At 68.7% G+C, this 22,416-nt stretch carries 22 protein-coding genes, 1 pseudogene and 1 riboswitch; of the genes and pseudogenes, 11 read left to right on the top strand and 12 right to left on the bottom strand.

The features are described 5' to 3' along the window. Positions 1-272: 272 nt before the first annotated feature. Positions 273-1,190, bottom strand: a complete 918-nt coding sequence (locus tag AC5RUK_RS16385) for a C40 family peptidase (RefSeq protein ID WP_494152844.1) — start codon at positions 1,188-1,190, stop codon at positions 273-275. A gap of 3 nt (positions 1,191-1,193) precedes the next feature. Next, positions 1,194-1,358, bottom strand: a riboswitch (cyclic di-AMP (ydaO/yuaA leader). Between the two features lie 554 nt (positions 1,359-1,912). Here AC5RUK_RS16385 and AC5RUK_RS16380 point away from each other — a divergent pair. Beyond that, a pseudogene (locus tag AC5RUK_RS16380) lies at positions 1,913-3,244 on the top strand (aldehyde dehydrogenase family protein); the annotation flags it as partial. A 4-nt stretch (positions 3,245-3,248) separates the two neighbouring features. Here AC5RUK_RS16380 and glsA read toward each other — a convergent pair. Continuing rightward, positions 3,249-5,063 (bottom strand): glutaminase A, encoded by a 1,815-nt coding sequence (gene glsA / locus AC5RUK_RS16375; protein ID WP_494152843.1) that lies wholly within the window; start codon positions 5,061-5,063, stop codon positions 3,249-3,251. A 132-nt stretch (positions 5,064-5,195) separates the two neighbouring features. Here glsA and AC5RUK_RS16370 point away from each other — a divergent pair, with 132 nt between their 5' ends. The 3 genes from AC5RUK_RS16370 to AC5RUK_RS16360 all read left to right on the top strand — a co-directional run bounded on the left by AC5RUK_RS16370 (position 5,196) and on the right by AC5RUK_RS16360 (position 7,111). Beyond that, positions 5,196-5,990, top strand: a complete 795-nt coding sequence (locus AC5RUK_RS16370; RefSeq protein ID WP_494152842.1) for a hypothetical protein — start codon at positions 5,196-5,198, stop codon at positions 5,988-5,990. 127 nt (positions 5,991-6,117) lie between these two features. Further along, a complete protein-coding gene (locus AC5RUK_RS16365) occupies positions 6,118-6,549 on the top strand; it encodes a LapA family protein (RefSeq protein ID WP_494152841.1) in 432 nt (143 codons plus the stop codon). 13 nt (positions 6,550-6,562) lie between these two features. Further along, positions 6,563-7,111: a DUF488 domain-containing protein gene (locus AC5RUK_RS16360; RefSeq protein ID WP_494152840.1), complete on the top strand. Its 549-nt coding sequence runs from the start codon at positions 6,563-6,565 to the stop codon at positions 7,109-7,111. A 128-nt stretch (positions 7,112-7,239) separates the two neighbouring features. On the opposite strand, the gene AC5RUK_RS16355 is transcribed toward AC5RUK_RS16360, so the two are convergent. The 4 genes from AC5RUK_RS16355 to arsB all read right to left on the bottom strand — a co-directional run bounded on the left by AC5RUK_RS16355 (position 7,240) and on the right by arsB (position 10,726). Then, positions 7,240-7,539 (bottom strand): hypothetical protein, encoded by a 300-nt coding sequence (locus AC5RUK_RS16355; protein ID WP_493987708.1) that lies wholly within the window; start codon positions 7,537-7,539, stop codon positions 7,240-7,242. Positions 7,540-7,570: 31 nt separating this feature from the next. After that, the gene (locus tag AC5RUK_RS16350; protein WP_494152839.1) at positions 7,571-9,055 is read right to left on the bottom strand and encodes an FAD-dependent oxidoreductase; all 1,485 of its coding nucleotides are present in this window, start codon (positions 9,053-9,055) and stop codon (positions 7,571-7,573) included. Between the two features lie 29 nt (positions 9,056-9,084). Further along, on the bottom strand, positions 9,085-9,516 hold the full coding sequence (locus tag AC5RUK_RS16345) for an arsenate reductase ArsC (RefSeq protein WP_494152838.1): 432 nt from the start codon (positions 9,514-9,516) through the stop codon (positions 9,085-9,087). Positions 9,517-9,622: 106 nt separating this feature from the next. Further along, the gene (arsB, locus tag AC5RUK_RS16340) at positions 9,623-10,726 is read right to left on the bottom strand and encodes an ACR3 family arsenite efflux transporter (RefSeq protein ID WP_494152837.1); all 1,104 of its coding nucleotides are present in this window, start codon (positions 10,724-10,726) and stop codon (positions 9,623-9,625) included. A gap of 122 nt (positions 10,727-10,848) precedes the next feature. Here arsB and AC5RUK_RS16335 point away from each other — a divergent pair, with 122 nt between their 5' ends. Beyond that, on the top strand, positions 10,849-11,214 hold the full coding sequence (locus AC5RUK_RS16335) for an ArsR/SmtB family transcription factor (protein WP_494152836.1): 366 nt from the start codon (positions 10,849-10,851) through the stop codon (positions 11,212-11,214). Positions 11,215-11,224: 10 nt separating this feature from the next. Here AC5RUK_RS16335 and AC5RUK_RS16330 read toward each other — a convergent pair whose 3' ends face one another. The 4 genes from AC5RUK_RS16330 to AC5RUK_RS16315 form a co-directional block, all read right to left on the bottom strand. Beyond that, positions 11,225-12,088, bottom strand: coding sequence for a phosphatase PAP2 family protein (locus AC5RUK_RS16330; RefSeq protein WP_494152835.1), 864 nt, complete (start codon positions 12,086-12,088; stop codon positions 11,225-11,227). 75 nt (positions 12,089-12,163) lie between these two features. Beyond that, on the bottom strand, positions 12,164-12,373 hold the full coding sequence (locus AC5RUK_RS16325) for a CDGSH iron-sulfur domain-containing protein (protein WP_493987714.1): 210 nt from the start codon (positions 12,371-12,373) through the stop codon (positions 12,164-12,166). Then, positions 12,309-13,343, bottom strand: a complete 1,035-nt coding sequence (locus AC5RUK_RS16320) for a glycosyltransferase family 2 protein (RefSeq protein WP_494152834.1) — start codon at positions 13,341-13,343, stop codon at positions 12,309-12,311. The genes AC5RUK_RS16325 and AC5RUK_RS16320 overlap by 65 nt, the downstream gene beginning before the upstream one ends. Further along, positions 13,340-14,398, bottom strand: a complete 1,059-nt coding sequence (locus AC5RUK_RS16315; RefSeq protein WP_494152833.1) for an iron-containing redox enzyme family protein — start codon at positions 14,396-14,398, stop codon at positions 13,340-13,342. The genes AC5RUK_RS16320 and AC5RUK_RS16315 overlap by 4 nt, the downstream gene beginning before the upstream one ends. A 200-nt stretch (positions 14,399-14,598) precedes the next feature. Here AC5RUK_RS16315 and AC5RUK_RS16310 point away from each other — a divergent pair, with 200 nt between their 5' ends. From AC5RUK_RS16310 to AC5RUK_RS16300, 3 genes are all read left to right on the top strand, one after another. Beyond that, a complete protein-coding gene (locus AC5RUK_RS16310) occupies positions 14,599-15,159 on the top strand; it encodes a type 1 glutamine amidotransferase domain-containing protein (RefSeq protein ID WP_493987717.1) in 561 nt (186 codons plus the stop codon). A gap of 80 nt (positions 15,160-15,239) precedes the next feature. After that, positions 15,240-15,800 carry a GNAT family N-acetyltransferase gene (locus AC5RUK_RS16305; RefSeq protein WP_494152832.1) on the top strand — a complete coding sequence of 187 codons (561 nt, stop codon included), beginning with the start codon at positions 15,240-15,242 and terminating at the stop codon, positions 15,798-15,800. A 180-nt stretch (positions 15,801-15,980) separates the two neighbouring features. Then, positions 15,981-16,415, top strand: a complete 435-nt coding sequence (locus AC5RUK_RS16300; RefSeq protein WP_493987719.1) for an Hsp20/alpha crystallin family protein — start codon at positions 15,981-15,983, stop codon at positions 16,413-16,415. Positions 16,416-16,502: 87 nt separating this feature from the next. Here AC5RUK_RS16300 and AC5RUK_RS16295 read toward each other — a convergent pair whose 3' ends face one another. Beyond that, complete coding sequence (locus AC5RUK_RS16295; RefSeq protein ID WP_494152831.1) at positions 16,503-17,270, bottom strand: SurA N-terminal domain-containing protein; 768 nt, start codon at positions 17,268-17,270, stop codon at positions 16,503-16,505. A gap of 142 nt (positions 17,271-17,412) precedes the next feature. On the opposite strand from AC5RUK_RS16295, the gene AC5RUK_RS16290 reads away from it, so the two are divergent. Together AC5RUK_RS16290 and AC5RUK_RS16285 are read left to right on the top strand one after the other, a co-directional pair. Beyond that, a complete protein-coding gene (locus tag AC5RUK_RS16290; RefSeq protein ID WP_494108260.1) occupies positions 17,413-17,856 on the top strand; it encodes a glutaredoxin domain-containing protein in 444 nt (147 codons plus the stop codon). A gap of 444 nt (positions 17,857-18,300) precedes the next feature. Further along, entirely contained in the window at positions 18,301-19,986 is a 1,686-nt protein-coding gene (locus AC5RUK_RS16285; protein ID WP_494152830.1) for a DUF4389 domain-containing protein, read from the top strand. A 56-nt stretch (positions 19,987-20,042) separates the two neighbouring features. Here AC5RUK_RS16285 and AC5RUK_RS16280 read toward each other — a convergent pair whose 3' ends face one another. Next, positions 20,043-21,182 (bottom strand): copper resistance D family protein, encoded by a 1,140-nt coding sequence (locus tag AC5RUK_RS16280; RefSeq protein WP_494152829.1) that lies wholly within the window; start codon positions 21,180-21,182, stop codon positions 20,043-20,045. A 150-nt stretch (positions 21,183-21,332) separates the two neighbouring features. On the opposite strand from AC5RUK_RS16280, the gene AC5RUK_RS16275 reads away from it, so the two are divergent. Further along, the gene (locus AC5RUK_RS16275) at positions 21,333-22,400 is read left to right on the top strand and encodes an enoyl-CoA hydratase/isomerase family protein (RefSeq protein ID WP_494152828.1); all 1,068 of its coding nucleotides are present in this window, start codon (positions 21,333-21,335) and stop codon (positions 22,398-22,400) included. Positions 22,401-22,416 lie beyond the last annotated feature (16 nt).

Genomic DNA, 22,416 nt, shown 5'->3' with positions numbered 1-22,416 from the left:
TATTCCCAGAGCGCGGCAACCGCAAATAAACAACGACGCCGATGCTCGCCGCCGGGAGAAAACCTCCGACCGGCGGGGGAGGGCGCAGCGTGAAGAGTTCTCAATCGGGTCCCCTTAAAGAGGAGAAGCCCCGCCGCGTGATACGAGAGGAGGCGAAGTCCTGCTGCGCGTTAAGAGAGGAGAAGCCCCGCCGGCGCATGGCCGACGAGGCTTCCCTGTGATCCTGGAACGGCCGTTGGGGGGAATAGCCGTTCCAGGGGCATGAGGGGTGGTTACATCGTGTAGTAACCGGTAACGGGCATGGCGTTCACGTCGTGCACCATGGTGCCCTGGCTCGGGTTCAGGGCGCTGATCATCTTGCCGTCGCCCAAGTAGATACCCGTGTGGCCGCCGCCGTTCTGCACCACCAGGTCGCCCGGCTTCGGGTTGCTGGTCGGGGTCAGGGCGCTGCCCTGGTGCTGGCTGAGGCGGGGCAGGTCGACGCCAGCCTGGGCGTAGACCCACTGGGTGAAGCCGGAGCAGTCCCAGCCGGCGGTGGAGGTGCCGCCCCAGACGTACGGCGTGCCCTGACCGGACATGGCGATGTCCACGATGCTCTGGTTGCCGCTGGTGGAGGCGGGCTTGATGTCGGCGCTGGCCAGCGAGACCGTCGCGGCGTCTGTCGACGCAGCCAGGGTCGTAGCGGCCCCGCCGTTACCCTGGGCTGCCTGGCCGCCACCGGACTGAGTGCCCTGCGCGGATCCGGTCAGCGCGATCTGGTCGCCCGGGTAAATGATGGAGTAAACGCCCAGGCCGTTGATGGCCAGCACGTCCTGCACATTTTTGCCGTACTGGGCGGCAATCGTGCCGACGGTGTCGCCCGCGACCACGGTGTGCGTGGTGGCACCGGAAGCAGCACCGGCGTCGGCAGTGGAGCTGGTAACCGAAGCGCGCTCCACCTCGAAGCCGGCGTTGGCCGGAGCGGCAACGGTGCCGGTTGCGTCGGCGGCACCGTAGGTCGGGACGGTGACATCGGCGGCAGCGTTGGCCGGCAGGCCGGCACCCAGCATCAGGCCACCGGCGGCCGTGACCACGGCGGCGCCGCGGCCGACGGTGCCGGCGCGGGATGAGACGGCGTGGGACAGACCGGCCACGGTGGTGTTGCGGACCGGGGTGGCACGGTGGCGTGCGCGATTGTTTTTGAGCAGCAAGAAGATACCTCTCCCAATGCCTGCGAGGTAAGCTGTCGGGTTCGGGTGGGAGTCACCCGGCCGTGCGGCAGCGCGGTGTGCACTCCGTACGGCTTAACCCCAAGAGCCCCAAGAGGGGCCCGGAAAGTGGGTCCCCCGCCTCTGCCAGATGTCTAGCGAACGAACCCGGAAAGGCTGGCAGAGCTAGGCAATACCCTCCGAGGACATCAGCGGATGATCGCCGATGTGTTGAAAACAGTACATAACGGTTCGATAACTGTCCAAGCCCTGAAATTTACCTGTGGATAACCTGAGAGTCACCGAATGACACCGGCTTCCTGCTCCGGATTCAGGCGCAGTCGAGGGCGGTGGGGAGTACATCGGCGGGAACAAAATGGCCTCGTTCGCACCGCTTTCTTGTGCCCTGGCGCCTTGAAGAGTGGGGAGCATCACGGCCGTCGTTGATCCGGGCCGCTCTCCCCTGCAACAGGGCGGCCATTGTCCGAGCACGACGGCGGGAGTAGGCTCCGCCTTATCCGGGCCGCGGGGACGGCCGGCGCTTCGGCTGTGGCCGGCGGCGTGGCCCAGCCACTTCGGAAAGGAATGAGCGCCATGCCCATCACGCGTGAGTTGATCATCAACGGCGAGCACGTCCCGGCAGCCTCCGGCAGGACCACCGAGGACATCAACCCCTACACGGCGAAGCCTTCGCCACCGTTGCGGCCGCCGGGCCGGAAGATGTCACGCGAGCGGTCGACGCGGCGTCGGCGGCCTTCGACGCGTGGGCCGCGACGCCTCCCACCCAGCGGGCGAAGATCTTCCTGAAAGCTGCCGACCTGTTTGAAGACCGGATGCAGCAGGGCATCGAGTTGATGGCTGGCGAAGTGGGTGGTGTGGCGGTCTGGGCCGGTTTCAACGTCCAGTTGGCCGCCAACATCCTGCGCGCGGCAGCGGCAGCCACCACCGCACCTCGTGGCGACGTGCTGGCCACCGACCTGCCCGGCAAGTTCTCGTTCTCCGTCCGGCAGCCCTACGGCGTGGTGGCGGCGCTGTCTCCGTGGAACGCGCCGTTCATCCTGGGCATGCGGGCCATGGCCATCCCGATGGCCGTCGGAAACACCGTGGTGCTCAAGCCCAGCGAGGACGCGCCGCTGGCCTGCGGCCTGTTCCTGGCGGACGCATTGCTGGACGCGGGCCTGCCCGCTGGGGTGCTGAACGTCATCACGAATGACCGGGCGGACGCGAACGATGTGGTGAGCACCCTGATCTCCGACCCCCGCGTGCGCAACGTGAACTTCACTGGTTCCACCAAGGTGGGACGCATCATCGGCACGCTGGCGGCGCAGAACCTGAAGCCTGCGGTGCTTGAGCTCGGCGGCAAGAACTCCCTGATGGTGCTCAAAGACGCGGACGTCGACTACGCCGTGCAGGCGGCGACCTTCGGCGCGTTCATGAACGCCGGGCAGATCTGCATGTCGGTGGACCGCGTGATTGTGGACCGCAGCATTTCCGAGGAGTTCTCGAGCCGGTTCGCGGAGAAAGTCGCCACGCTGCCCACCGGGGACCCGATGAAGCAGGACACGGTGATCGGACCGCAGGTCACCCAGGCCTCGGCGGACCGGCAGTACGCACTGATCGACGACGCCGTGTCCAAGGGCGCAACGGTGCTGGCCGGCGGCGGGAAGGCGGCCCAAGCCGTGGTGCCCGCGACGGTGCTCTCCGGGATCACCGAGGAGATGCGGATCTACGACGAGGAGATCTTCGGTTCCGCGACCACCATCATGGAGGTGGACGGCCCGGAACAGGCGGTGAAGCTGGCGAACGACACGAACTACGGCCTGACCTCCGGTGTCATCACGGAGAACCTGGCCGAGGGCATCGAGGTGGCGCAGCGGCTCAAGACCGGCATTGGCCACGTCAACGACCAACCGGTGCTGGATGAACCGATGGCCCCGTTCGGCGGCATCCAGGAGTCGGGCTACGGCAAGTTCGGCGGGCAGGCCGGCATCAATTCGTTCACCGAGGAGCGCTGGATCACCATCCAGCAGAACGGGCACGCGCAGTACCCGTTCTGAGCCTTTAGTCGCGGATGCGCACGGCCGTTTCGCGCATGTAGCGGTCCACGTGCGCGTAGGCGTCGCGGGTCAGGGCTTTCCAAAGTTCGACGGCGAGGCGCGGGTTTTCGCTCTCCAGGCGGCTCATGGTTTCGGCCGGGAGGAGCCTGACCCGAACCGGACCATCGGCGCGCACGGTGGTTTCCTGCCGGTCCGCGCTGCCCAGCGCCATTTCGCCGAACGTCATGCCGGCGCTGAGGGTGGTGAGTTTGACCCTGGTGTTCCCCGGCCCGGTGGAGGTGGTGGTAACGCGGCCGGACAGGATGAAATAGACCCCGGCGAAGCGCTGGCCGACCCGGCGAATGAGCTCGCCGTCGTCATAGCTGCGTTCTTCCATCAACTCCGCGAGCGCGGCGGAGTCCTCGGGGTCCAGCGGGCTGAGCGCAGGGGAATCGGCCACGTCCACCGTGGCGGGCCTGCAGAGCTCGTCGCCATAGGCGGCGATCAACCGGTTTTCGGCGAATTCGACGGCGGTGCTGCGGGTGGCGAACGACGGCACCGGCCGCCCGGAGTCTTCGAACCGCTGCGCCAGGGCGCCCTCGCCGTCGATCATCACCAGTTCGCGCCCGGCGTCCGCGAGCGAGGCCCGAAGCTGCTCCAGCATGTCCAGGGCGACCGGGGCGGTTTCATCCACCCGGCGCATGTCCAGGATGACAAGTTCCACCGACTCGTCCAGGTCGCTGACCTCGCGCACCATGGATTCCGTGCCGGCGAACAACAGGTCCCCGTTCAGCTCGATGACTCGGGCGCGGTGCCCGTTGGCGCGCAGCACCTCTGCGGCCTCGTCGTTGCGGCGGATCCCGGACGGGGCATCGGTGATGTCGTAGCTGGCGCGGATGGCGTTCCGGCCGGTGCGCGCGGCCCGGACGAAGTGCAGCCCCATGTCGTGGGAGATCCGCCGGCTGGCCGCCACCCCGCGCACGCTGCTGCCGTGGTCGTCCAGCGGCGGCGAATAAACTGCCAGCCCCAACTGACCCGGCAGCACCGCGAGCAGGCCGCCGCCGACCCCGGACTTTGCCGGCATGCCCACGTCCGAGAGCCACGCGCCGGCGTCGTCGTACATTCCGCAGGTAGCCATCACGGAGAGGACCCGTTCCTCCACCTCCAGGTCCAGCACCTGCTTGCCGGTGAGCGGGTTGGTGCCGCCGTTTGCCAGGGTGGCCGCCATGACCGACAGGTCGCGGCAGGTGACCAGCACGGAGCATTGCCGGAAGTAGTCCTCGGCCACCGGGTCCGGATCCTGCTCGATGACCTCGAAGGAGCGCAGCAGGTGGGCCAGCGCCCGGTTGCGGTACCCGTGCCGCGCCTCCGACTGGAACGTGCGTTCGCTGACCGACAGGTCGCGGCCAGCGAAGGCGGAATAGTGCTCGAGGATGCGCCGGAACCCGGTCTTGCCGCCGCTGCCCTTGATCAGGGAGGTGGCGGTCAGCGCCCCGGCATTGATCATCGCGTTGGCCGGTCGGCCGGTGCCCGGAGCCAGCGAAATTTCGTTGAAGGCGTTGCCCGATGGCTCCACGTCCACCTTCTGGTCCACGGCGTCGAGGCCCAGGTCGGAGAGCGCGAGTCCGTAGGTGAAGGGCTTGGAAATGGACTGGATGGTGAATTCTTCGCTTGAGTCGCCGACCTCGTACACGTAGCCGTCCACGGTGGCAAGGCAGATGGCGAACTTGTCCGGGTCCGCGCCGGCCATCGCGGGAATACCGCCGTACGGCTTGCCGTCCTTGAGGCCGGCGAGCTCGGCGTGCAAGGTGCGCAGATAGGTTTGGATAGGGGAGTCCATGATGCCAGCCTATGGGGTGGCTGGAACGTACAACCAGCGGGGGCCAGAGGCACCGCCCGGCGACCGGGCCGCCGAGACGCCGATCATGCCGGAAAGCCGAGCCGATGGAACCCGGCGGGTTAGATTGGCGGTATGACCGATCCCGGGCCGGTGCCTGCCGCCGACAATCCGCTGTTCGCGTTGCTGGCGGCTGGTGATCGCGCCGGAGTCCTTGCCTACGGGGCAGCCATGCCGGAGAGCGAAAAGCGGCTCCAGAAGTCGATGGTCCGGCGGTTACGGATGGTGGTTTCGGCAGAGCCGACCGGTGAGCGCTCGCCGGACGGGTGGTGGCGGGGCCCGTTGCAGCCCGACCACTGGGCCGCGGCGGACATCGCCCACATGGCCTGCATCGGCGCGGAACGGTCCGCCGCCCTGTCCTACACCGATTTCAAGGTCGCGCGCGACGTGCCGCCGGTGCTGTTTCCCGGCCACTTGGAGCTGTTCGTCGAGTCCTGGTCGGACCGCTATCTGCGCAATCCCAAAGGCTGGGACCGGAACCGCGGCACTGACGCGATGTTTGACTGGGTCCGCGACGGACTGGTGCCCGCCCCGGCGCATCGCGGCGCCATGCTCCTGTTGCTGAGCCAGACGCAGGTTGGAAGCATCGACTTCCTGAAGTTCCTGCGGCAGCGGCCGGGATTGATCGACGTGACGCTGAAAGAACTGTTCCACGTACCCGGGATCAAGGGCGCCAGCGCCATGCAGTTCGACGAGGGCAATCCCCGGGAGAACCGCAAGCTGGCGGTTCTGCTGCCCCAGCTGGTCAAGCTGGGCTACTGGGACGCCGAGTGGGTTTGGCAGGGGATCGAACGGGTCCTGGCGGGCGACGAATGGCCGGAATACCAGAAGCGCTTCTTCAAGCTGCTGCGCAGCAACCTCGCGGGCTGATGCAGGGCCCCTCGAGCATGACGTCGTAGCGCACGACGTCGACCAGACCGCTCGCGCATCGGTATGCCTGCGCTGATGCATCGTCTACGCTGAGGGAAACGGCGCAGCGGCGAAAGGCAGGACAACAATGACTTCCAATCCGCAGAGCACGGGACGGGACGGAGCCGAGACCGGGGGCACGAACACCGGCCGATCGGGAGCCGGGCCGTCCGGTAAGTCCGGGCAGGGCGCATCCGACGACCTTGGACCCAAAACCGGTGGGGCAGGCCCGCAAGAAGGGCACGACGCGAGGCAACAAGGCACCCGGCTGGGGATGATCTGGACGTCGGTGGTCGTTGCGCTGCTCCTGTTGGTGCTGCTGATTGTGTTCATCGCGCAGAACCAGGACCAGGTGCTGCTGCGCTATTTCGGTTTCGAGGGGCAGGTCGCACTGGGGCTGGCGCTGTTCGTGGCGTCGGTCGCCGGCGGCATCTTCGTCGCCGCCGCCGGGGCCGCCCGCATCATCCAGTTGCGCTACCGCGGACGGGTAAGCCGCAAGAACGGTTCGACGCCGCGTTAGTTCGGGTTCGCAGATGGCACAGGACGTACGCCGGCGGCTGTTCACCGTAGGCCACGGCACCAGCACGCCCGAAGAGCTGGCCGAACTGCTCAATGGCGCCGGGGTGCAGAAGGTCGTCGATGTCCGCCGCTTCCCGGGCAGCCGCAAGCACCCGGACATGGGCCGTGAGGCGCTCACGGAATGGCTTCCCGCCGCCGGCCTCGGCTACCGCTGGGAAGAAGACCTGGGCGGACGACGGCGGATTCCCGCCGGCGAGCCCGAGCCCGACAGCTGGTGGCAAGTCGCTGCGTTCCGGGCCTATGCCGCCTACACGCGCACCCCGGAATTCGCCAACGGGCTGGGACGCCTGCTGACCGACGCCGAGGCCGCCGACGTGGCGATCATGTGCAGCGAGAGCGTGTGGTGGCGCTGCCACCGCCGGCTCATCTCGGACGTCCTGGTGTTGCTGCACGCCTTTGAGGTGGTGCATCTGCTGCCCGGCGGCAAGAAATCATTGCACGAGCCGTCGGCAGGTGCCAGAACGGAAGCCGGCCGGTTGTACTGGGACCTGCCGGCGGCATGACGCCCGCGAAGTAAACCGGAGCGTCAGGGAACCAAGCCGGGTCGCCGCGCAATAGACCGCGGCGCCGGGGGAACCGCGCCGCGGCGCCCGGCAACAAGCCCGCGGCGACGCGGCCGCCCAGTAAGCGGTCAGCGCTTGCGGCCGAAAACCAGCGAAGCCAGCGCCGTCGCCGCCGTCACCGTATAGACCGCCGGCCAGGCGCCGATCTTCTTGGCCAGCGGATGGGACACGCCGAAGGCCGCCAGATAGCCACCGGTCAGCGCCGCCGCCCGGCCGGTGCCGGCGTTGCGCTGCCACATCGCGAAGGCTCCGGCTCCCGCGGCGGCCAGCACGGCGCCGGCCAGCGGACGGTTCTTGGTCGCTTGGCCGGTCTTAAAACCGCCCAGCAGGCCGGTGCTGGTGAGCAGGGTGGGGAGGACAGAACTCATGGGCATCTCCTTGGACGTCGGGACTCCCAGCCTATCCCCGCCCCGTCGCCAGGGTCTCGCCCGAGCGGCCGTGCCGGAACCCGGTGGGGAATCCCAGCTGGACCGGCTCCGGCGCGGAACAGCAGCTCGCGGCTGCTGGCTCCGGCTCGGCTGCTTCTTCGGGTGCGGACGTTTCCCCACCGGCGGATTCCTCGCCGGCCGCCACCCCACCCGCAGCTCCCGCCGCAGGGACATCGCAGCCGGCGCCGATGTCGGTGGAGCAGACGCCTGTCTCCGGCAGGTTCAGTTCCACGTTGTCGGCGGCCGCCCTGTCCCCGGCCAACGCGGCGGCGATCGAGCGAACCTGCTCATAGCCGGTGGCCAACAGGAAGGTCGGTGCCCGGCCGTAGGATTTCATGCCGGCCAGGTAGAAGTCGCGGTCCGGGTGGGCCAGCAGCCCGGCGCCGTGCGGGGGAACGGTGCCGCAACTGTGGAACTCCGGATCGATCAGCGGGCCAAGCACGCGGGGCGCCTCCACGGCCGGATCAAGCTCGAGCCGGACCTCGCGCAGCATGTCCAGGTCGGGCCGGAAGCCGGTGGCCGGAACCAGCAGGTCCACGTCGAGCTGCACGTCGCCGTCGGGAGTGCTGCCGCTGACGGCGAGGCTGTCCGCGCACTTGAAGCCGGTGATGGTGAACGAGGTGTACAGGTCCACGTGGCCGTCCTCGACCAGCCGGCGCAGCCGCGTCCCCAGCTGGCCGCGCGCCGGCAGCCCGTCCAGCTCCCCGCCGCCGTACAGCCGCGTGACACTGGAACCGCGGACCGCCCAGCTGACCCGCGTGCCCGGTTCGTTCTTGGCCAGCTGGCCAAGGTTGAGCAAGGTGTTGGCGGCCGAGTGGCCGGCGCCGACCACCAGGATGTGCTTGCCGGCAAAGCGCGCGCGGGCGCGGCCGACGACGTCGGGCAGCGGCCCGGTGATGAAGCCGGCGGCCAGGGCCGCGGCTTCACCGGGAACGGGCAGCCCGGCCTGGCCCAACGGGTTCGGCCGGCTCCACGTACCGGAAGCATCGATCACGGCGCACGCGAGGTGGTCGGTGACCGTCCCCGAAGCGTCCTGCACCCGGACCAGGAACGGCGTCTCCGCCCGGCCCAGCGAACGGGTCTTGTCCATGCCGGCGCGGCTGACCGCCACTACCCGTGAAGAGGTGCGCAGGGCATTGCGGAGGGCCGGCACGGCGGCCAGCGGCTGGATGTAGCGCTCCACCAGTTCGGAACCGTAGGGGAGTGCGCTCGGCCGCGGCTCTTCCCAGCCGGCAGCCTCCAGCAGCCGGCGGGACGCGGCGTCGATGTTGTAGCGCCACGGGGAGAACAGCCGGATGTGGCCCCAGTCGGCGACCGCGGCACCGGCAGCCTCTCCGGCTTCGAAGACCCGCGGGGTCAGTCCGCGCTCCAACAAGTGGGCCGCCGCGGCCAGCCCGACCGGCCCTGCACCGATGACGACGACGGGGAGTCCCGCACTGTTCCTGTCCTGGCTCATGGTCGGCTTCCTCGCGGTAGAAGGGCGGGTCAGTTCGCGCCGGGCCGCGCGGGCAGCAGCTCGGCGATCAACTGCTGGATGCGGCCCTTGATCTCATCGCGGATCGGTCGTACCGACTCCACGCCCTTGCCGGCCGGGTCCTCCAGCACCCAGTCCTCGTAGCGCTTGCCGGGGAAGAACGGGCACTCGTCGCCGCAGCCCATGGTCACCACCACGTCCGAATCCTTGACGGCCTCGGTGGTGAGAACCTTGGGCATCTCGGCGGAGATGTCGATGCCCTCCTCCCGCATCGCCTCCACGGCTGCCGGGTTGACCTGGTCGGCGGGCTGGGAACCGGCGGAGCGAACCTCGATGGCGCCCTTCGCCAGGTGCGTGAGGAAGGCGGCGGCCATCTGCGAGCGTCCGGCGTTATGGACGCAGACGAACAGGACGGAGGGCTTCTTGGCGGTTTCGGTACTCATGCGCGGAATGCTCCTGGGCTGGCTGAGAGAGTCGGTACGGCTCGGGTCGGTTAGGTGTCGGGTCGGCCTGTCCGTGGGGTCGGGCCGGCGTGCCGACGGGGTCGGATCAGCGGAAGACGACGGACGGCGGCGCCTCCGCGGGCTCCGTGAAGAACCGCCGCCGTGCCCACAGGGCCACGTAGACCAGGGCCACGAGCACCGGAACCTCGATCAGAGGCCCGACGACGCCGGCCAGCGCCTGCCCCGACGTCACGCCGTACGTGCCGATCGCCACGGCGATGGCCAGTTCAAAGTTGTTGCCGGCGGCGGTGAACGCCAGCGTGGTGGTGCGCTCGTAGCCCAGCTGCAGCAGCTTGCCGACCACCATGCCGGCGACGAACACCACCACGAAGTAGATCAGCAGCGGCAGCGCAATGCGGGCCACGTCCAGCGGATTGGAGGTAATTTCGTCGCCCTGCAGCGCGAACAACAGCACGATGGTGAACAGCAGGCCGTACAGTGCCCACGGCCCCAGCTTCGGCAGGAACTTGCCCTCGTACCAGGCGCGCCCCTTGGCCTTTTCGCCGAGTGTGCGGGTGAGGAATCCGGCCAGCAGCGGGATGCCGAGGAACACCAGCACGGAGACCGTGATCGCCCAGAAGGAGAACTCGGCGCTGGTGGTCGGCAGGCCGAGCATGGACGGCAGCAGCTGCAGGTAGAACCAGCCCAGCGCGCCGAACGCGATCACCTGGAACACGGAGTTGATGGCCACCAGCACCGCCGCGGCTTCGCGGTCGCCGCAGGCCAGGTCGTTCCAGATCATCACCATGGCGATGCAGCGGGCAAGCCCCACGATGATCAGGCCCGTGCGGTATTCGGGCAGGTCGGGCAGGAAGATCCACGCCAGCGCGAACATGAACGCCGGCGCCGCCAGCCAGTTGATCACCAGCGAGCTGACCATCAGCTTCTTGTCCGCCACCACCCGGTGGGTCTCGTCGTAGCGGACCTTGGCCAGCACCGGGTACATCATCACCAAGAGCCCGACGGCGATGGGCAGCGACACGTCGGCGACCTGCACCGAGTCCAGCGCCGGCCCAATGCCCGGGACGAACCGCCCGAGCAGCAGTCCGGCGACCATGGCAGCGATAATCCACACCGGGAGGAAACGGTCGAGGGTGGACATCCGGGCGGCTACCGGGCTGGTGTCGGGTGTTGCAACGGGCGTGCTCACGTGGCTCCTCGTGACGGGACGTTGGCGCGGGATTTCGCCGCCGGAAGTCGTATCGATGTTCGTCGATACCGAGTATGGGTGGACATATCGACAACTGTCAATCTCTGGGCATAATGGATGACATGACGTCCGTTACCGACCTCGCGCCGACCAACCTCGACGGCGATCTCGTTTCGTGCTGCACGCCCAGCGGGGCGCCGCCCATGGGCGCCGACCGAGCCGCCGCGCTGGCCGGCCAGTTCAAGGCCCTGGCGGACCCGAACCGGCTGCGCCTGGTCTCCATGATTTCCGCGAGCGAAGGATCTGAGGCCTGCGTCTGCGATCTGACCGAGCCGCTGGGGTTGGGACAGCCCACCGTCTCGCACCATCTGAAGGTCCTGGTCGACGCCGGGATCCTGCACCGGGAAAAGCGCGGCGTGTGGGCGTACTTTTCGTTGGTCCCCGGGGCGCTGGACAACCTGGCCGGCGTCCTGGTCGAGCCCGCCTGAGACCATCTGGCTAGGGTGCCGCCGGCGGGGATCTCCTCTCGGTGGGAACCCGGCCGGCCCCGCGGTGCCGGACGGTCAGGTACAGGCGGTGGGCGGTGATGACCAGCGCCAGCCATGCGACCCCAAGGGTCCACGCGACCAGGACGTCGGTAAACCAGTGATGACCCAGGAAGACCCTGCTTAATCCCATGGCCACGGCAAACAGGGCGGCGGCGGTGACCGTGAGGATCTTGGATCGCCGCCTGGCCTGGCGGAGGATGAGCAGGTAGGCGACCACGCCGGCGATGACGACCGCGTTGAGGGAATGCCCGCTGGGAAAAGACGCCGAATATTCGAAGGGCGGCACTGCCTCCCGCAGCGCCGGGCGGGCCCGTCCAATGACCTGCTTGGCGGCAACCGTCATCAACAGCGACCCGGCAGCCGCGGTGGTGATGAGAATGGCCGGTGTCCAGGACCGCCGGCGAAAGGTCAGTATACCCATGACCAGCAACGCGAGGATCGGCATGCCGATGGGCCCGCCGAGGTTCGTAAACGCGGTAACCGTTGTATTGAGCCAGGGGGACCGGACGGTTTGCGCCGCATCCAGGACCGGCTGATCGAATTCGGCTACGCCGTCTTCGTCGGTCACCGCCTCATAGATCTCCGCCGACGCGACGGTGAGCAACACCGCGACCAGCGCTCCGGCGGCCAGGGTGAGGATCAATGCGGCGTGTGGACCCAGAATGTTGCTGAGGCGGTGCATGCACTGCGCCAGGAATTTGCCCGGTGGCGTGTGCCACCGGGTCAGGTCCCGCCGGCCCAGGAAGCGCTCTTCACTCGTCCCCTCGCCCGGCCGGAACGGCGCGGCGTCGTCGTCGTTCAATTCATCAGGCACCGCGCCCCCTCAACATTGGCGCCGCATAACCGCGCCACGGGCCGTGCGGCCGCGCTACTGCGCCGTACGGCCGCGCTACTGCGCCGCCTTCCGCCTCGCCGCGAGCAGCTTGTGGGTTCCGTCGCAGTACGGTTTGATGCCCGATCCGCCGCAGCGGCACAGGGCCACGGTCTCCCGTGTCCGGGGCACCGCCTCGCCGTCGCCGTCCACGAGGTCAAAGTCACCGCGTACCAGCAGCGGCCCGTCGGGGCAGACGACGATTTCGGTCGGTTCCTGGCTCGTCATTAATTTCTCCTATCGTGACGTTAAGGTGGCTGAACCGCCGCCGCAGTGATGCCGGACGGCTGGCCGCGCTCCGCAGGCGGCGGCCGGAATACGGCATGCCGCCCGTACAGCGCCAGCCCACGGCGAGCCATGAGGTCACGGCCCGCTCCAGCACCCACAGCGGTGCCCACAGTGCGGCCCGCGCACCGAACACCCGGGCACCGCCGGCACGCCGCCGCCCCGCTTCCGCAAGGACGACGGCGGCGGCGGCCCACGCGCCATAGCCTGAGGGCCGGCGCGCCTGCAGCAGCAGGAGCGGGGCCAGCAGCAGTTCGACGGCCAAGCGCGCGGGCTGGGTTTGGGAATCGTAAGCCTGCCGAATCCGCTGGCCCAGGAAATGCCGGAAGGTCGGCGGCAGCCGCCGGACGTAGATGCCGTCGGCCCGGACTTGGCGGCCGCCCGCGGCCCGGACCGTGCGGATCAGTTCCAGGTTCTCGAACAACACGTCGCCGCGGTAACCGCCGGTCTTCAGCAGCAGCGAGCGGCGGACGCCGAGCGTGCCGGGGTAGTCGGACGCGAACGCCCGGTTCAGCAGGGACCGCGCGGTGTCCCAGCGGGCATGCCACGGCAACGGGTCGAAGTAGTTCTGCGGGCGCACCAGTTCGGCATGCCCCAGCAATTCCGCCACGGCGGACAGGTTCTCCGGGGTGTAACGGACGTCGTCGTCGGCAATGATGACCCGGTCATGCCGCGCGTGCCGCAATCCGGTCAGCACCCCCTGCACCTTCCCGTTGGGCGTGGGCGGTCCGTCCGGGCGCAGATGCTGCACGCGCCGCTGCCAGAGCCGGTGATGCTCGGCGAAGACAGTCTCCGCGGAGCCGTCCACCACCGTCACGTCCACCCACTCCGGCAGAGACAGCAGATAGCGGGTGAGCTCGGCGTCGCCGCCGTTGTCCTGCCATTTCAGCGGCAGGACGTACTCGATCCTCACACCGAGGCGCCGGCGGCAACCGGTGCCTGCCGGCCCGCATCCAGCGGCTGGCGGAGCGCCGAACGGCCGGAGGTCCAGGCGTCCAGCTGCCAGCCCCCGGCCAGTCCGTCCAGGTAGAGCGCGCTGCCGGCACCGAAGAACACATCGGCGGCCAAGGTCGGATCCCCGGCGATCAGTCCGCCGGCCAGGTCCCGTCCGGCGATCTGTTCGTGGACAGCATCGGCCTCCACGTGTTCCTCGAAGTACTCCGTCACCTCGCCGGCGAACCCCAGCCGGCGGAAACCGCGCGCGTATTTGCCGTTGGGAATCGAAGAGGTCATCTCGTAGATGGCCAGGTGGCCGCAGATCGCTCCGCGCAGCCGCCGCTGCAGCCCGAACAGCGACATGCTGTTCACCGACGCCAGCGTGATGGCCGGGACCGAGTCCACATAGGCTCCGAACGAGGGGTCCAGCCCCAGTCCGCGCATGGTGCGGGCGAAGAGCTCCGAGTGCATCCGGCCGGGCTTTCCGCCGCCGTATTCGTCGGCCTGGATCTCGACCATGGCCGACTTGGCCCGGCCGTCCAGCCGGGGGATGGCCCAGGTGTGCGGATCCGCTTCCTTCAGCTGGTACACCGAGCGAAGGACCAGAAATTCCTTGGCCTGTTCCAGCGAGGCCTCGCGGGCCATGAACGCGGCGAGGCTGGGCCCGTCGTCGTCAGCCGCCAGCTCGAAGAGCCGGTCCGCCACCGCCTGCTGCGAAAGCTGTTGCGGGACCGGAACGGAGACGGACTCCCGCAGCCGGGCCTCCATCCGCTGCTCGATCAGGGCGCGGACCCGAAGGAGGGGCAGGTTCCACTCCCACCGGTCGTCCACGCCGTCCAGCCCGCCGTAGTGAAGTTCGTACAAGGAGAACAGCGCAAGCTGCAGATCGTCGTCGAACAGGACGTCCTCGGTGACTGCCAGCCTGTTCTCGGCTGCGGCCTGCAGCTCCGGCAGCGCGTCGGGAATCTGGCTGCTTGGCAGGGCGGCCAACAACGTCTCGCTGACAAGGCCCCGGGGGTGGGGGAGCTTCACGGCGTCTCCTTACTGGGTCGGCGCACGGCGCGCCGGTTCGTGATCTCCAGTTGACCCCGGCCCCCGGGACACGTCAAGAGTCGGTGCAGCGCAAGGCGCCCGGCGGCGGGGGCCCCCGCCCGGTAGCTCCTTGGCTTCGCTTCCCAGCAATGGCAAGGTGGAAGTTGTCCGAACATCTCCACTGGAAGGACGGAAAAAGCATGCCCGAAATCGCAGGCAAAAAGGTCTTGGTAGCGGTGAGCAATCGCGGTGTTGAACAGGACGAACTGAAAGTCCCGGTCGAAAAACTGCGCGCGGCCGGCGTCGAGGTCACGATCGCGGCGCCCGAAGCCGGCGACGTGGAAACCCTGGTCGGGGACTGGGACCGCGGCGAAAAGATTCCGGTGGACAAGTCTTTGCCGGATGTTTCCGACGGCGACTATGACCTGCTGGTCCTGCCGGGCGGGACGCTGAACGCAGACCAGCTGCGACTGGACCCGGACGCCCAGGGCATCGTGCGGTCCTTCTCGGAATCCGGCCGGCCGATCGCCGCCATCTGCCATGGCCCGTGGCTCCTGGTGGAAACCGGGCGCACCCGCGGCAAGACCCTCACCTCCTACATCTCGCTCAAGGCGGACATCATGAATTCCGGCGGCCAGTGGGACGACGAGCCCGTGGTGATCGACCGCGAACACGGCTGGACCCTGGTCACTTCCCGCAACCCGGGCGATCTGGACCAGTTCGTCACCGGCATCATGGACGTCCTGGCCGAAACCACTTGAGCCCGGACTTTTCGCCGGTGCAGCCCCCTTCGGCGCCGCCCGTGCTGGCCACGCGGACGACAACTGGGACAATCGCAGACATGGATGCACGCCTGCCGCTGGCATGGCCGGAAGTCACGCCGACGCAGGGCAGCGTGGTGCTGCGCCAATTCCGCAGCGAAGACGCCCACCTGGCCCTCGAGCTGGCCCAGGATCCGTACATCCCGCTGATCAGTTCCATTCCCGCGCCGTGCCGGGAGGACGATGCGGTGGAGTGGATCCTGCGCCAGAACGGGCGTTTCACCTCCGGCGCGGGGTACTCCTTCGCGGTGGCGGACGCCGAATCGGACCGGGCGGTCGGTCAGATCGGGCTGTGGCTGACCTACCTGCCGGAAGGCCGGGCCACCGCCGGCTACCTGATGGCCCCGGCACACCGGGGGCAGGGCCGGGCAGCGGATGCGCTCGCGGCGCTCGCAGCCTTCGCCTGGACCATCCCGGAACTGCACCGGCTGGAGCTTTACATCGAGCCCTGGAACAACGCCTCGATCCGGACCGCCGAGTCCGCAGGTTTCAGCCGCGAGGGCCTGCTGCGCAGCTATCAAACCATTGGTGGCGTGCGCCGGGACATGCTGCTCTATGCGGCGATCCGCCCAAGGACCTAACCGGATACCCGGACCGCGGTTCGCAGCCATTCCTGTTTATACCGGGCAGCTATACCATGTTGCCGTGCCGAACGCACCGGGTGCGTTATGCCAGGACCTGCACCTGGGAAAACTGAAGGGTATTTGGGGCCGGGGGCCCTTGGCCGCCAGCCTGCCGTTTCTGTCACAGGAGTGTGAGCCATGAGTGATGTGTCGAGGTGGTCGCCGTTCGAGCGCCGCTCACCCTTTGAACTGGCGGAGCCTTTCCGCCGCTTCTTCGAAGGTGAACACGAAAAATCCATGATCCGGGTGGAGGAGGAGATCAAGGACAACGTCCTGACGATCCGTGCTGAACTGCCGGGCATCGACCCGGAAAGGGATGCGGAGATTTCCGTCTCCGAGGGGCAGTTGCATATCCACGCCGAGCGGCACGAGCGGAAGGAGGAGAAGGAGAAGGGCACCTACCGCTCGGAGTTCCGCTACGGATCCTTCTCCCGCAGCGTACCGCTGCCCCAGGGCGTCAAGGACGAGGACATCACCGCCACCTACAGGGACGGGGTGCTTGAGATCAAGGCCCCGGTTCCGCAGTCAGGGACGGAAACGCCGCGGCAGAAAATACAGGTCAGGCGCGGGTAGCGCGGCGGTCTCGTAAGCCGCCCCACAACAACGACGACGGTGCCCGCTGAGGCGGGCACCGTCGTCGTAGTTTTGAGACAGCGAAAATCAGAGGTGGATCTTGACGTCCGCCTTCTCACGCAGGTCGGTGACCAGGGCCTGCGTCGCTTCCGACTCCTTCTGCGCCTGGATCTGCTGTTCCAGGTTCGGCCGCATTTCCTCCATCGAGGGGACCTCGGCCTTCTGGCCGGTCTGTTCGCCCATCTGCTCCTGCTGCTTCTTGGCCTGCTCGTAAGCGGCCTTCAGCTCGTCCTCGGTGGGCTTGGCGTCGCCGGTCTCCTCGGCAATCAGCTTGTCCACCCGGACCTGGGTCTCCATCTCGGCGTTGACCTCGTCCTCGGTCATGCCCTGTTCCTTGATGGCGGCCATGAGCTCATCCACGGTCTTGAACTGGTTGGCCTTCGCCATCTCCTCCAGTGAGGCCTGGACGTCCTTGTCGGATGCCTTGATCCCGCGGTTGTCCGCTTCCTGGATCAGCAGCTGCGTGCCGACCATGGCCTCGGCCGTCTGCTTCTTCAGCGCGTCCTGGTCCACTTCCTGCCCCGTCATCTGGGACTGCATGGCCATCTGCTGGAACTGCCCTTCGTAAGCGGCGGTGAACTTGTCCTTCGGGATCTCCGTCCCGTTGACCTCGGCCACCACATCCGGGATGCCTTCGAGATCCGGCTCCGGCAGCTGGGCCTGTCCTTCGGCGCCCGCGCTGGATTCCGCCGAAGCGGCCGGACTCGAACCGCTCTCCGCAGGCGCCCCTCCGCAGGCGGTGAGGACGGCGATGGAGCCGGCAACGGCCAGGCTCAATAACCACTTCTTAGTCACACTGTTCTCCCATCTCGGTGCACAAGTCAGCGACACTACTGGGAAACCATGTGTGTTGCCGTGGCGAAAGCTGGGAGAATCCTAGGCGAAAGCGGAGGGAGGCCGCGGCGGACGGCGGGGACGGCGCGCGTACGCTATGTCCATGAAACGCTTCGAGCGCTGGTTTCCCGCAGCAGCCTTGGCCGCTCTGGCCGTGGCTGCCCTGGTCTTCAAGGGGCAGGACGGCGACTGGCTGCCCGGCAGCATCTACGCCGCGTTGCTGCTGGCCGGCGCGTGGGCGGTGAGTCCTTTCTTTGGCAGCCGGCGGGCCACCCCGTGGACCACGCTAAGGGACCAGGGCGACGACCCTGGCCGGGTGGTCATCTTCTGGCGGCCCGGCTGCGTCTACTGTCTGTGGCTCAGGGCGAGCCTGCGCCGCAGCGGCCGGGCCGCCCACTGGGTGAACATCTGGCAGGACCCGGAAGGCGCCGCGTACGTCCGGCAGCACAACCACGGAAACGAAACCGTCCCCACGGTGCTGCTGGGCGGCGAGGTCCTGACGAACCCCGAACCAAGCCTTGTCGGCCGGGCCTTGGCCGGCAGGTGAGCTGGCGACTCTATCGCCGGTCGGGAGGGCTGAGTACCATGTTGCCTGCAGCCCCACGCGCCCAGCGCGGCCGGGCATTTAACGGACTGGGGCTGCCTGAAGTGCGCTGCGTCCAGACGGGCCTCGTTCCTGCTGCATGAAGCGAGGGCCGGGCGCTGTAGGTGCACTGTGACGGGGAAGCACCAAGGGGGAGGTGGCACGATGCGGGTTTTGATTGCCTCTGCCAGTCCCCACGGTGCGACGTCGGAGACCGCTCAGCCGATCGCTCACGCGCCGACGCAAGAGAACCCGGTAGCTGGGCGCCGATGCGGCTGCCCGGATCCTGCCAACCCAGCCGTAGGCGCTTAGCCCGGGCACGGTTCCGGCACGCGCCGCGAAAGGACCGTCATGACCGCCCAACCTGCCCCACCTCCTGCGCCCGGTCCGGCGCCTCCAGCGGCCCGCATGAAGCCCGGACACTGGGTGCTGCTGGTCCTCGGCGTGCTGCTGACCGTCGCCGGGCTGGCCTTGACCATCAGCGCCGCCGTCATTCTTGGTGCCAGCGCCGTGCAGGGCGGCGGCCGCTACCTGACCGGGCCGACGGAGCAGTACCAGAGCACGGGGTATGCCCTCGTAGGCCCTTCCGTGGACGTCGACCCCGGGGCTGCCGGAATGCCCAATATTCCTGCGCTCGGGGACCTGGCCAGTTTCCAGGTGCGCGTCACCCCGGTGGTTCCGGACCAAGAGGTGTTCGTGGGCATCGCCGAGGCGTCCGACGCGGCGGCCTACCTGGAGGGCGTTTCCTACACCTCGCTCGGTGAGGCCTCCCGGTTCGACACCGGGGACCGGCCGGGGCGCTCGTCGTGGTTCGATGACGACGACGAGGTGACCTCGGAAGGGGACCGCGTTCCGGCCCCGCCCGGGGAGCAGGACTTCTGGACGGAATCGACCTCCGGCAGCGGCCCGCAGCAAATTGCCTGGGAGCTGCAACCCGGCCGATGGTCACTGGTCGTGATGAATGCGGACGCTTCCCGCCCGGTGTGGGTAGAGGCGCAGGCAGGGGCACGATCCGATGTGCTGGGACCGGCCGGGAACGGCCTGTTGATCGCCGGGCTGATCGGCCTGGTCATCGGTATTCCCCTCCTGTTGCTCGGTTCCGCAGGCCTGGGCCGCGACATCGATCAGGATCGTTCCCGTCCGGGCCAGGGTCCGGGTCCGGGTCCGGACGGCCTGGATCCGTACCGGCGCCCAGGCCAAGGCCCGGGAGCCGCGCCGGCCGGGAACGCCGGGTGGGGAAGGACGACGCAGGTATACCCGGTGCTGGTGACCGGCTTCCTGGACGACCGGTTGTCCCGGTGGCTGTGGCTCGTCAAGTGGTTGTTGGCGATTCCGCACTACATCGTCCTGGCCGTGCTGTGGTTCGCCGTGCTGGTAACCACGATCGCGGCCGGGATCGTGATCCTGTTCACCGGGCGCTATCCGAGGTCCTGGTTCCGCTACAACGTCGGTGTGCTGCGCTGGTCCTGGCGCGTGGGTTTCTACGGGTATTCCGCGCTGGGCACCGATCGATATCCGCCGTTTACACTGGCCACCGCCGACTACCCGGCCGACCTGGACGTGGCTTATCCTCAGCGCCTCTCGCACTGGCTCGTGCTAGTGAAATGGTGGCTGCTGGCCATCCCGCACCTGCTCGTCGTCGGCATCTTCACCAGCGGCACCGGTGCAGCCTGGGACCGCGGTTGGGGCAGAGGCTGGGGTGAGGATGCCTATGCGTCCCCCGCCACGTGGGGCCCCTCGCTGCTGGGCCTGCTCGTGCTGATCACCGCGGTGATCCTGCTGTTCAGCGGCCGATACCGGCAGGAGCTGTTCGCCCTGATCGTCGGCATCAACCGCTGGGCCTACCGGGTGGCGGCCTACGTTTTGCTGATGCGCGACGAATACCCGCCCTTCCGCCTGGACCAAGGGTCGGTCGACCCGTCCGCCCCGGCCGCGGCGCAGGGGCCCGTCAACCCGGAGGCCGCGCCCCCGGGGCAAGGGCCCGTCAACCCGCAGGTGCCGCCAGCCCGGCCGCAAGAACCCGGGACACCGGGAACACCGCCGCCGGGCAACGGGGGACCGGAGCCATGGACCCGCCCGCCCGGGACGACCTAAGCCAAGTATGCTCCCAGCCCTCGCCCGCGCATCGCGTGACCGCGCGGCGGAACCGGCTAGGGCAGGGGTGTGCGGGCCAGCGCTATCGCCAGGCCGTAGGCCGCCGCCATGACCATGAGCTCGGCGGCGGCCAGCCGCAGGAACGGCCGCAGCGGCACGGGTTCGGCCGGCAGCCGGGGAGCCGCCGCGGCCTGGCGGCCGGCGGGAGCACGTCCCCGGGCAGCAATGGCGCGCAGCGTCGTGCGGCGGTGCAGCCAGCCACAGATGATCAACAGCGCAAACGCCGCCGCTTTGCCCAACACCAGGAGCCCGTAGCCGGACACCAGCGCGGCCGGGGCCTGCACCTGGAGCAGGGCATTGACCAGGCCGCTGGCAGCCACCGCGGTGGCGCAGGCCAGCGCCAGCGTGCTGTAGCGCCGCATGGTCCGCAGGAAGTCGTCGGGCGCCTGCCGCGCCAGATACGCCACGCCCGCCAATCCGCCCGCCCAGAGGCCCGCGGCCGACACATGGACGCCCAGGCTGGCAACCGCCAGGAAGTGTTCGTCGTGGCTGGAGGCATGGCCCGTCAGCGGCGGCATGGCGAGGGCCGCCACCAGGAGGATCAGCGCCAGTCCCGCGCCCGTGGCCGTGCGCGAGAACCATGCGGTCACCGCCGCCACGACCGTCAGTACAGCCTGAAAGAGCAGGACCCTGCCGGGCCTGACCTCTAAAACGACCCGCACCAACTCCGCGGGGTCCAACTGGGCGACGGGAACGCCGAGCAGTTCGCTCCCGGTAAACCAGAGGCGGAACAACACGGCCGGCACTGCGGCGGCTCCCAGGACCGCCGCCACGACGACCAGCCCCCGGCCGGCGACTGAGAGCTCTTGCGTCCCGGCAGGCAGGCTAAGCAGCGCCACGCAGGCGAAGCCGGCACCCAAGACCAGGCTGACGGTGGCCAGCAGCGTGGCCGCCGGCAGTCCCCAAGCGGTCACTGCTCCCGCCGCGGGCAGACCCCGCAAGGGCGGCGCCGCCGCGCCCCCGGCGGCAAGCCCCACGGCCAACAGCCCGGCCCCCAGCAGCAGGCAGCTGGCCGCAACAGCCCAGACCGGCAGCCGGCGCAGCGGCGGTTCCGGAGGTCCGGGTGCCGGCTGCGTGCTTGGTTCCGATGGTCCGGATGCCGGCTGTGTGCCCGGTTCCGCGTCGGGATGGGTCATTCGTGCAGGATAGGCCGCCCACCTCCCGGCGTCGAGAGGCTGAACATCGACGGCCGCCCTTCAACGGTTGCCGCCTCCGGCCGGTTGTCGCCGACGAACGGCCCCCAAGCCCGCTGACGCGGCGGCCGCCGCCGGGTAGGCTGTCCTGCGATGAATACCAACGAGATACTGCTGCAGCGCACCGGCCGCCTGGGCCATATTGTCCTGAACCGCCCCAAGGCCATCAACGCCCTCAACGACTCGATGATCACGGCGATCACGGCGGCCCTCCGCGAGTGGGCCGAGGACGACGCCGTGGAGACCGTCCTGATTTCCGGCGCCGGGGAACGGGGACTGTGCGCCGGCGGCGACATCGTGGCCATCTACCGGCACATGAAGGACGGCGGCGACCAGGTCTTCTGGGAAGACGAGTACCGGATGAATTCGCTGATCTCCCGCTACCCCAAGCCGATCGTGGCGTTCATGGACGGCGTGGTGCTCGGCGGCGGCGTCGGAGTGTCGGCACACGCCTCCCACCGGGTTGTGACCGAGCGGACCAACGTGGGCATGCCGGAGACCCGGATCGGTTTCATCCCCGACGTCGGGGGCTGCTTCCTGTACTCGAGGGCACCGGGGGAGCTGGGCACCCACCTCGCGCTGACCGCAGGCACCGGGACCGGGGCAGACGCCATCGTGATGGGCCTGGCCGACTATTTCGTGGACAGCGCCGAGCTCCCGGCCTTGGCGGCCGCGCTCGCCGAAGCCCCGGCCATCGAAGCCATGGCGGCCTTCTCCCACACGGACATCCCGGCGTCGGACCTGGAAAAGGAACGCCACTGGATCGATGAGTGCTACGCGTACGACGACGCGGAGCAGATCCTCGCCGCCCTGCGGAACTCTCCGGTCCCGGCCGCGCGGGCCGCCGCCGAGGAGATCGCCATGAAGTCGCCCACGGCCGTGAAGCTCACGCTCGAGGCCCTCCGCCGGGCGGGCAGGATGGAGACGCTGGAGGAGGTGCTCGACCAGGACTACCGCCTGGGCATCCGGCTGGTCGCCGCTCCGGACTTCGCCGAGGGCGTGCGCGCCCAGGTGATCGACAAGGACCGCAATCCGCGCTGGGACCCGGCCACGCTCGCGGAGGTGGACCGCGCCGCCGTCGAGGCCTACTTCGCGGACCTCGGCGAGGACGAACTGGGTCTGGCCGCATCCGTGGAAGCACAACCCGCCGCGGGAAGCTAGACGAACGGCGCGGACC

Source organism: Arthrobacter sp. Y3223065, from assembly GCF_059090885.1.
This window is presented reverse-complemented; position numbering and strand designations above follow the sequence as displayed.

Excerpts from the sequence above, each read along its gene's own strand:
- glsA (WP_494152843.1), bottom strand. The coding sequence starts at position 5,063 with ATGGACTCCCCTATCCAAACCTATCTGCGCACCTTGCACGCCGAGCTC.
- AC5RUK_RS16370 (WP_494152842.1), top strand. The coding sequence starts at position 5,196 with ATGACCGATCCCGGGCCGGTGCCTGCCGCCGACAATCCGCTGTTCGCG.
- AC5RUK_RS16365 (WP_494152841.1), top strand. The coding sequence starts at position 6,118 with ATGACTTCCAATCCGCAGAGCACGGGACGGGACGGAGCCGAGACCGGG.
- AC5RUK_RS16360 (WP_494152840.1), top strand. The coding sequence starts at position 6,563 with ATGGCACAGGACGTACGCCGGCGGCTGTTCACCGTAGGCCACGGCACC.
- AC5RUK_RS16355 (WP_493987708.1), bottom strand. The coding sequence starts at position 7,539 with ATGAGTTCTGTCCTCCCCACCCTGCTCACCAGCACCGGCCTGCTGGGC.
- AC5RUK_RS16350 (WP_494152839.1), bottom strand. The coding sequence starts at position 9,055 with ATGAGCCAGGACAGGAACAGTGCGGGACTCCCCGTCGTCGTCATCGGT.
- AC5RUK_RS16345 (WP_494152838.1), bottom strand. The coding sequence starts at position 9,516 with ATGAGTACCGAAACCGCCAAGAAGCCCTCCGTCCTGTTCGTCTGCGTC.
- AC5RUK_RS16335 (WP_494152836.1), top strand. The coding sequence starts at position 10,849 with ATGACGTCCGTTACCGACCTCGCGCCGACCAACCTCGACGGCGATCTC.
- AC5RUK_RS16325 (WP_493987714.1), bottom strand. The coding sequence starts at position 12,373 with ATGACGAGCCAGGAACCGACCGAAATCGTCGTCTGCCCCGACGGGCCG.
- AC5RUK_RS16310 (WP_493987717.1), top strand. The coding sequence starts at position 14,599 with ATGCCCGAAATCGCAGGCAAAAAGGTCTTGGTAGCGGTGAGCAATCGC.
- AC5RUK_RS16305 (WP_494152832.1), top strand. The coding sequence starts at position 15,240 with ATGGATGCACGCCTGCCGCTGGCATGGCCGGAAGTCACGCCGACGCAG.
- AC5RUK_RS16300 (WP_493987719.1), top strand. The coding sequence starts at position 15,981 with ATGAGTGATGTGTCGAGGTGGTCGCCGTTCGAGCGCCGCTCACCCTTT.
- AC5RUK_RS16290 (WP_494108260.1), top strand. The coding sequence starts at position 17,413 with ATGAAACGCTTCGAGCGCTGGTTTCCCGCAGCAGCCTTGGCCGCTCTG.
- AC5RUK_RS16285 (WP_494152830.1), top strand. The coding sequence starts at position 18,301 with ATGAAGCCCGGACACTGGGTGCTGCTGGTCCTCGGCGTGCTGCTGACC.
- AC5RUK_RS16280 (WP_494152829.1), bottom strand. The coding sequence starts at position 21,182 with ATGACCCATCCCGACGCGGAACCGGGCACACAGCCGGCATCCGGACCA.
- AC5RUK_RS16275 (WP_494152828.1), top strand. The coding sequence starts at position 21,333 with ATGAATACCAACGAGATACTGCTGCAGCGCACCGGCCGCCTGGGCCAT.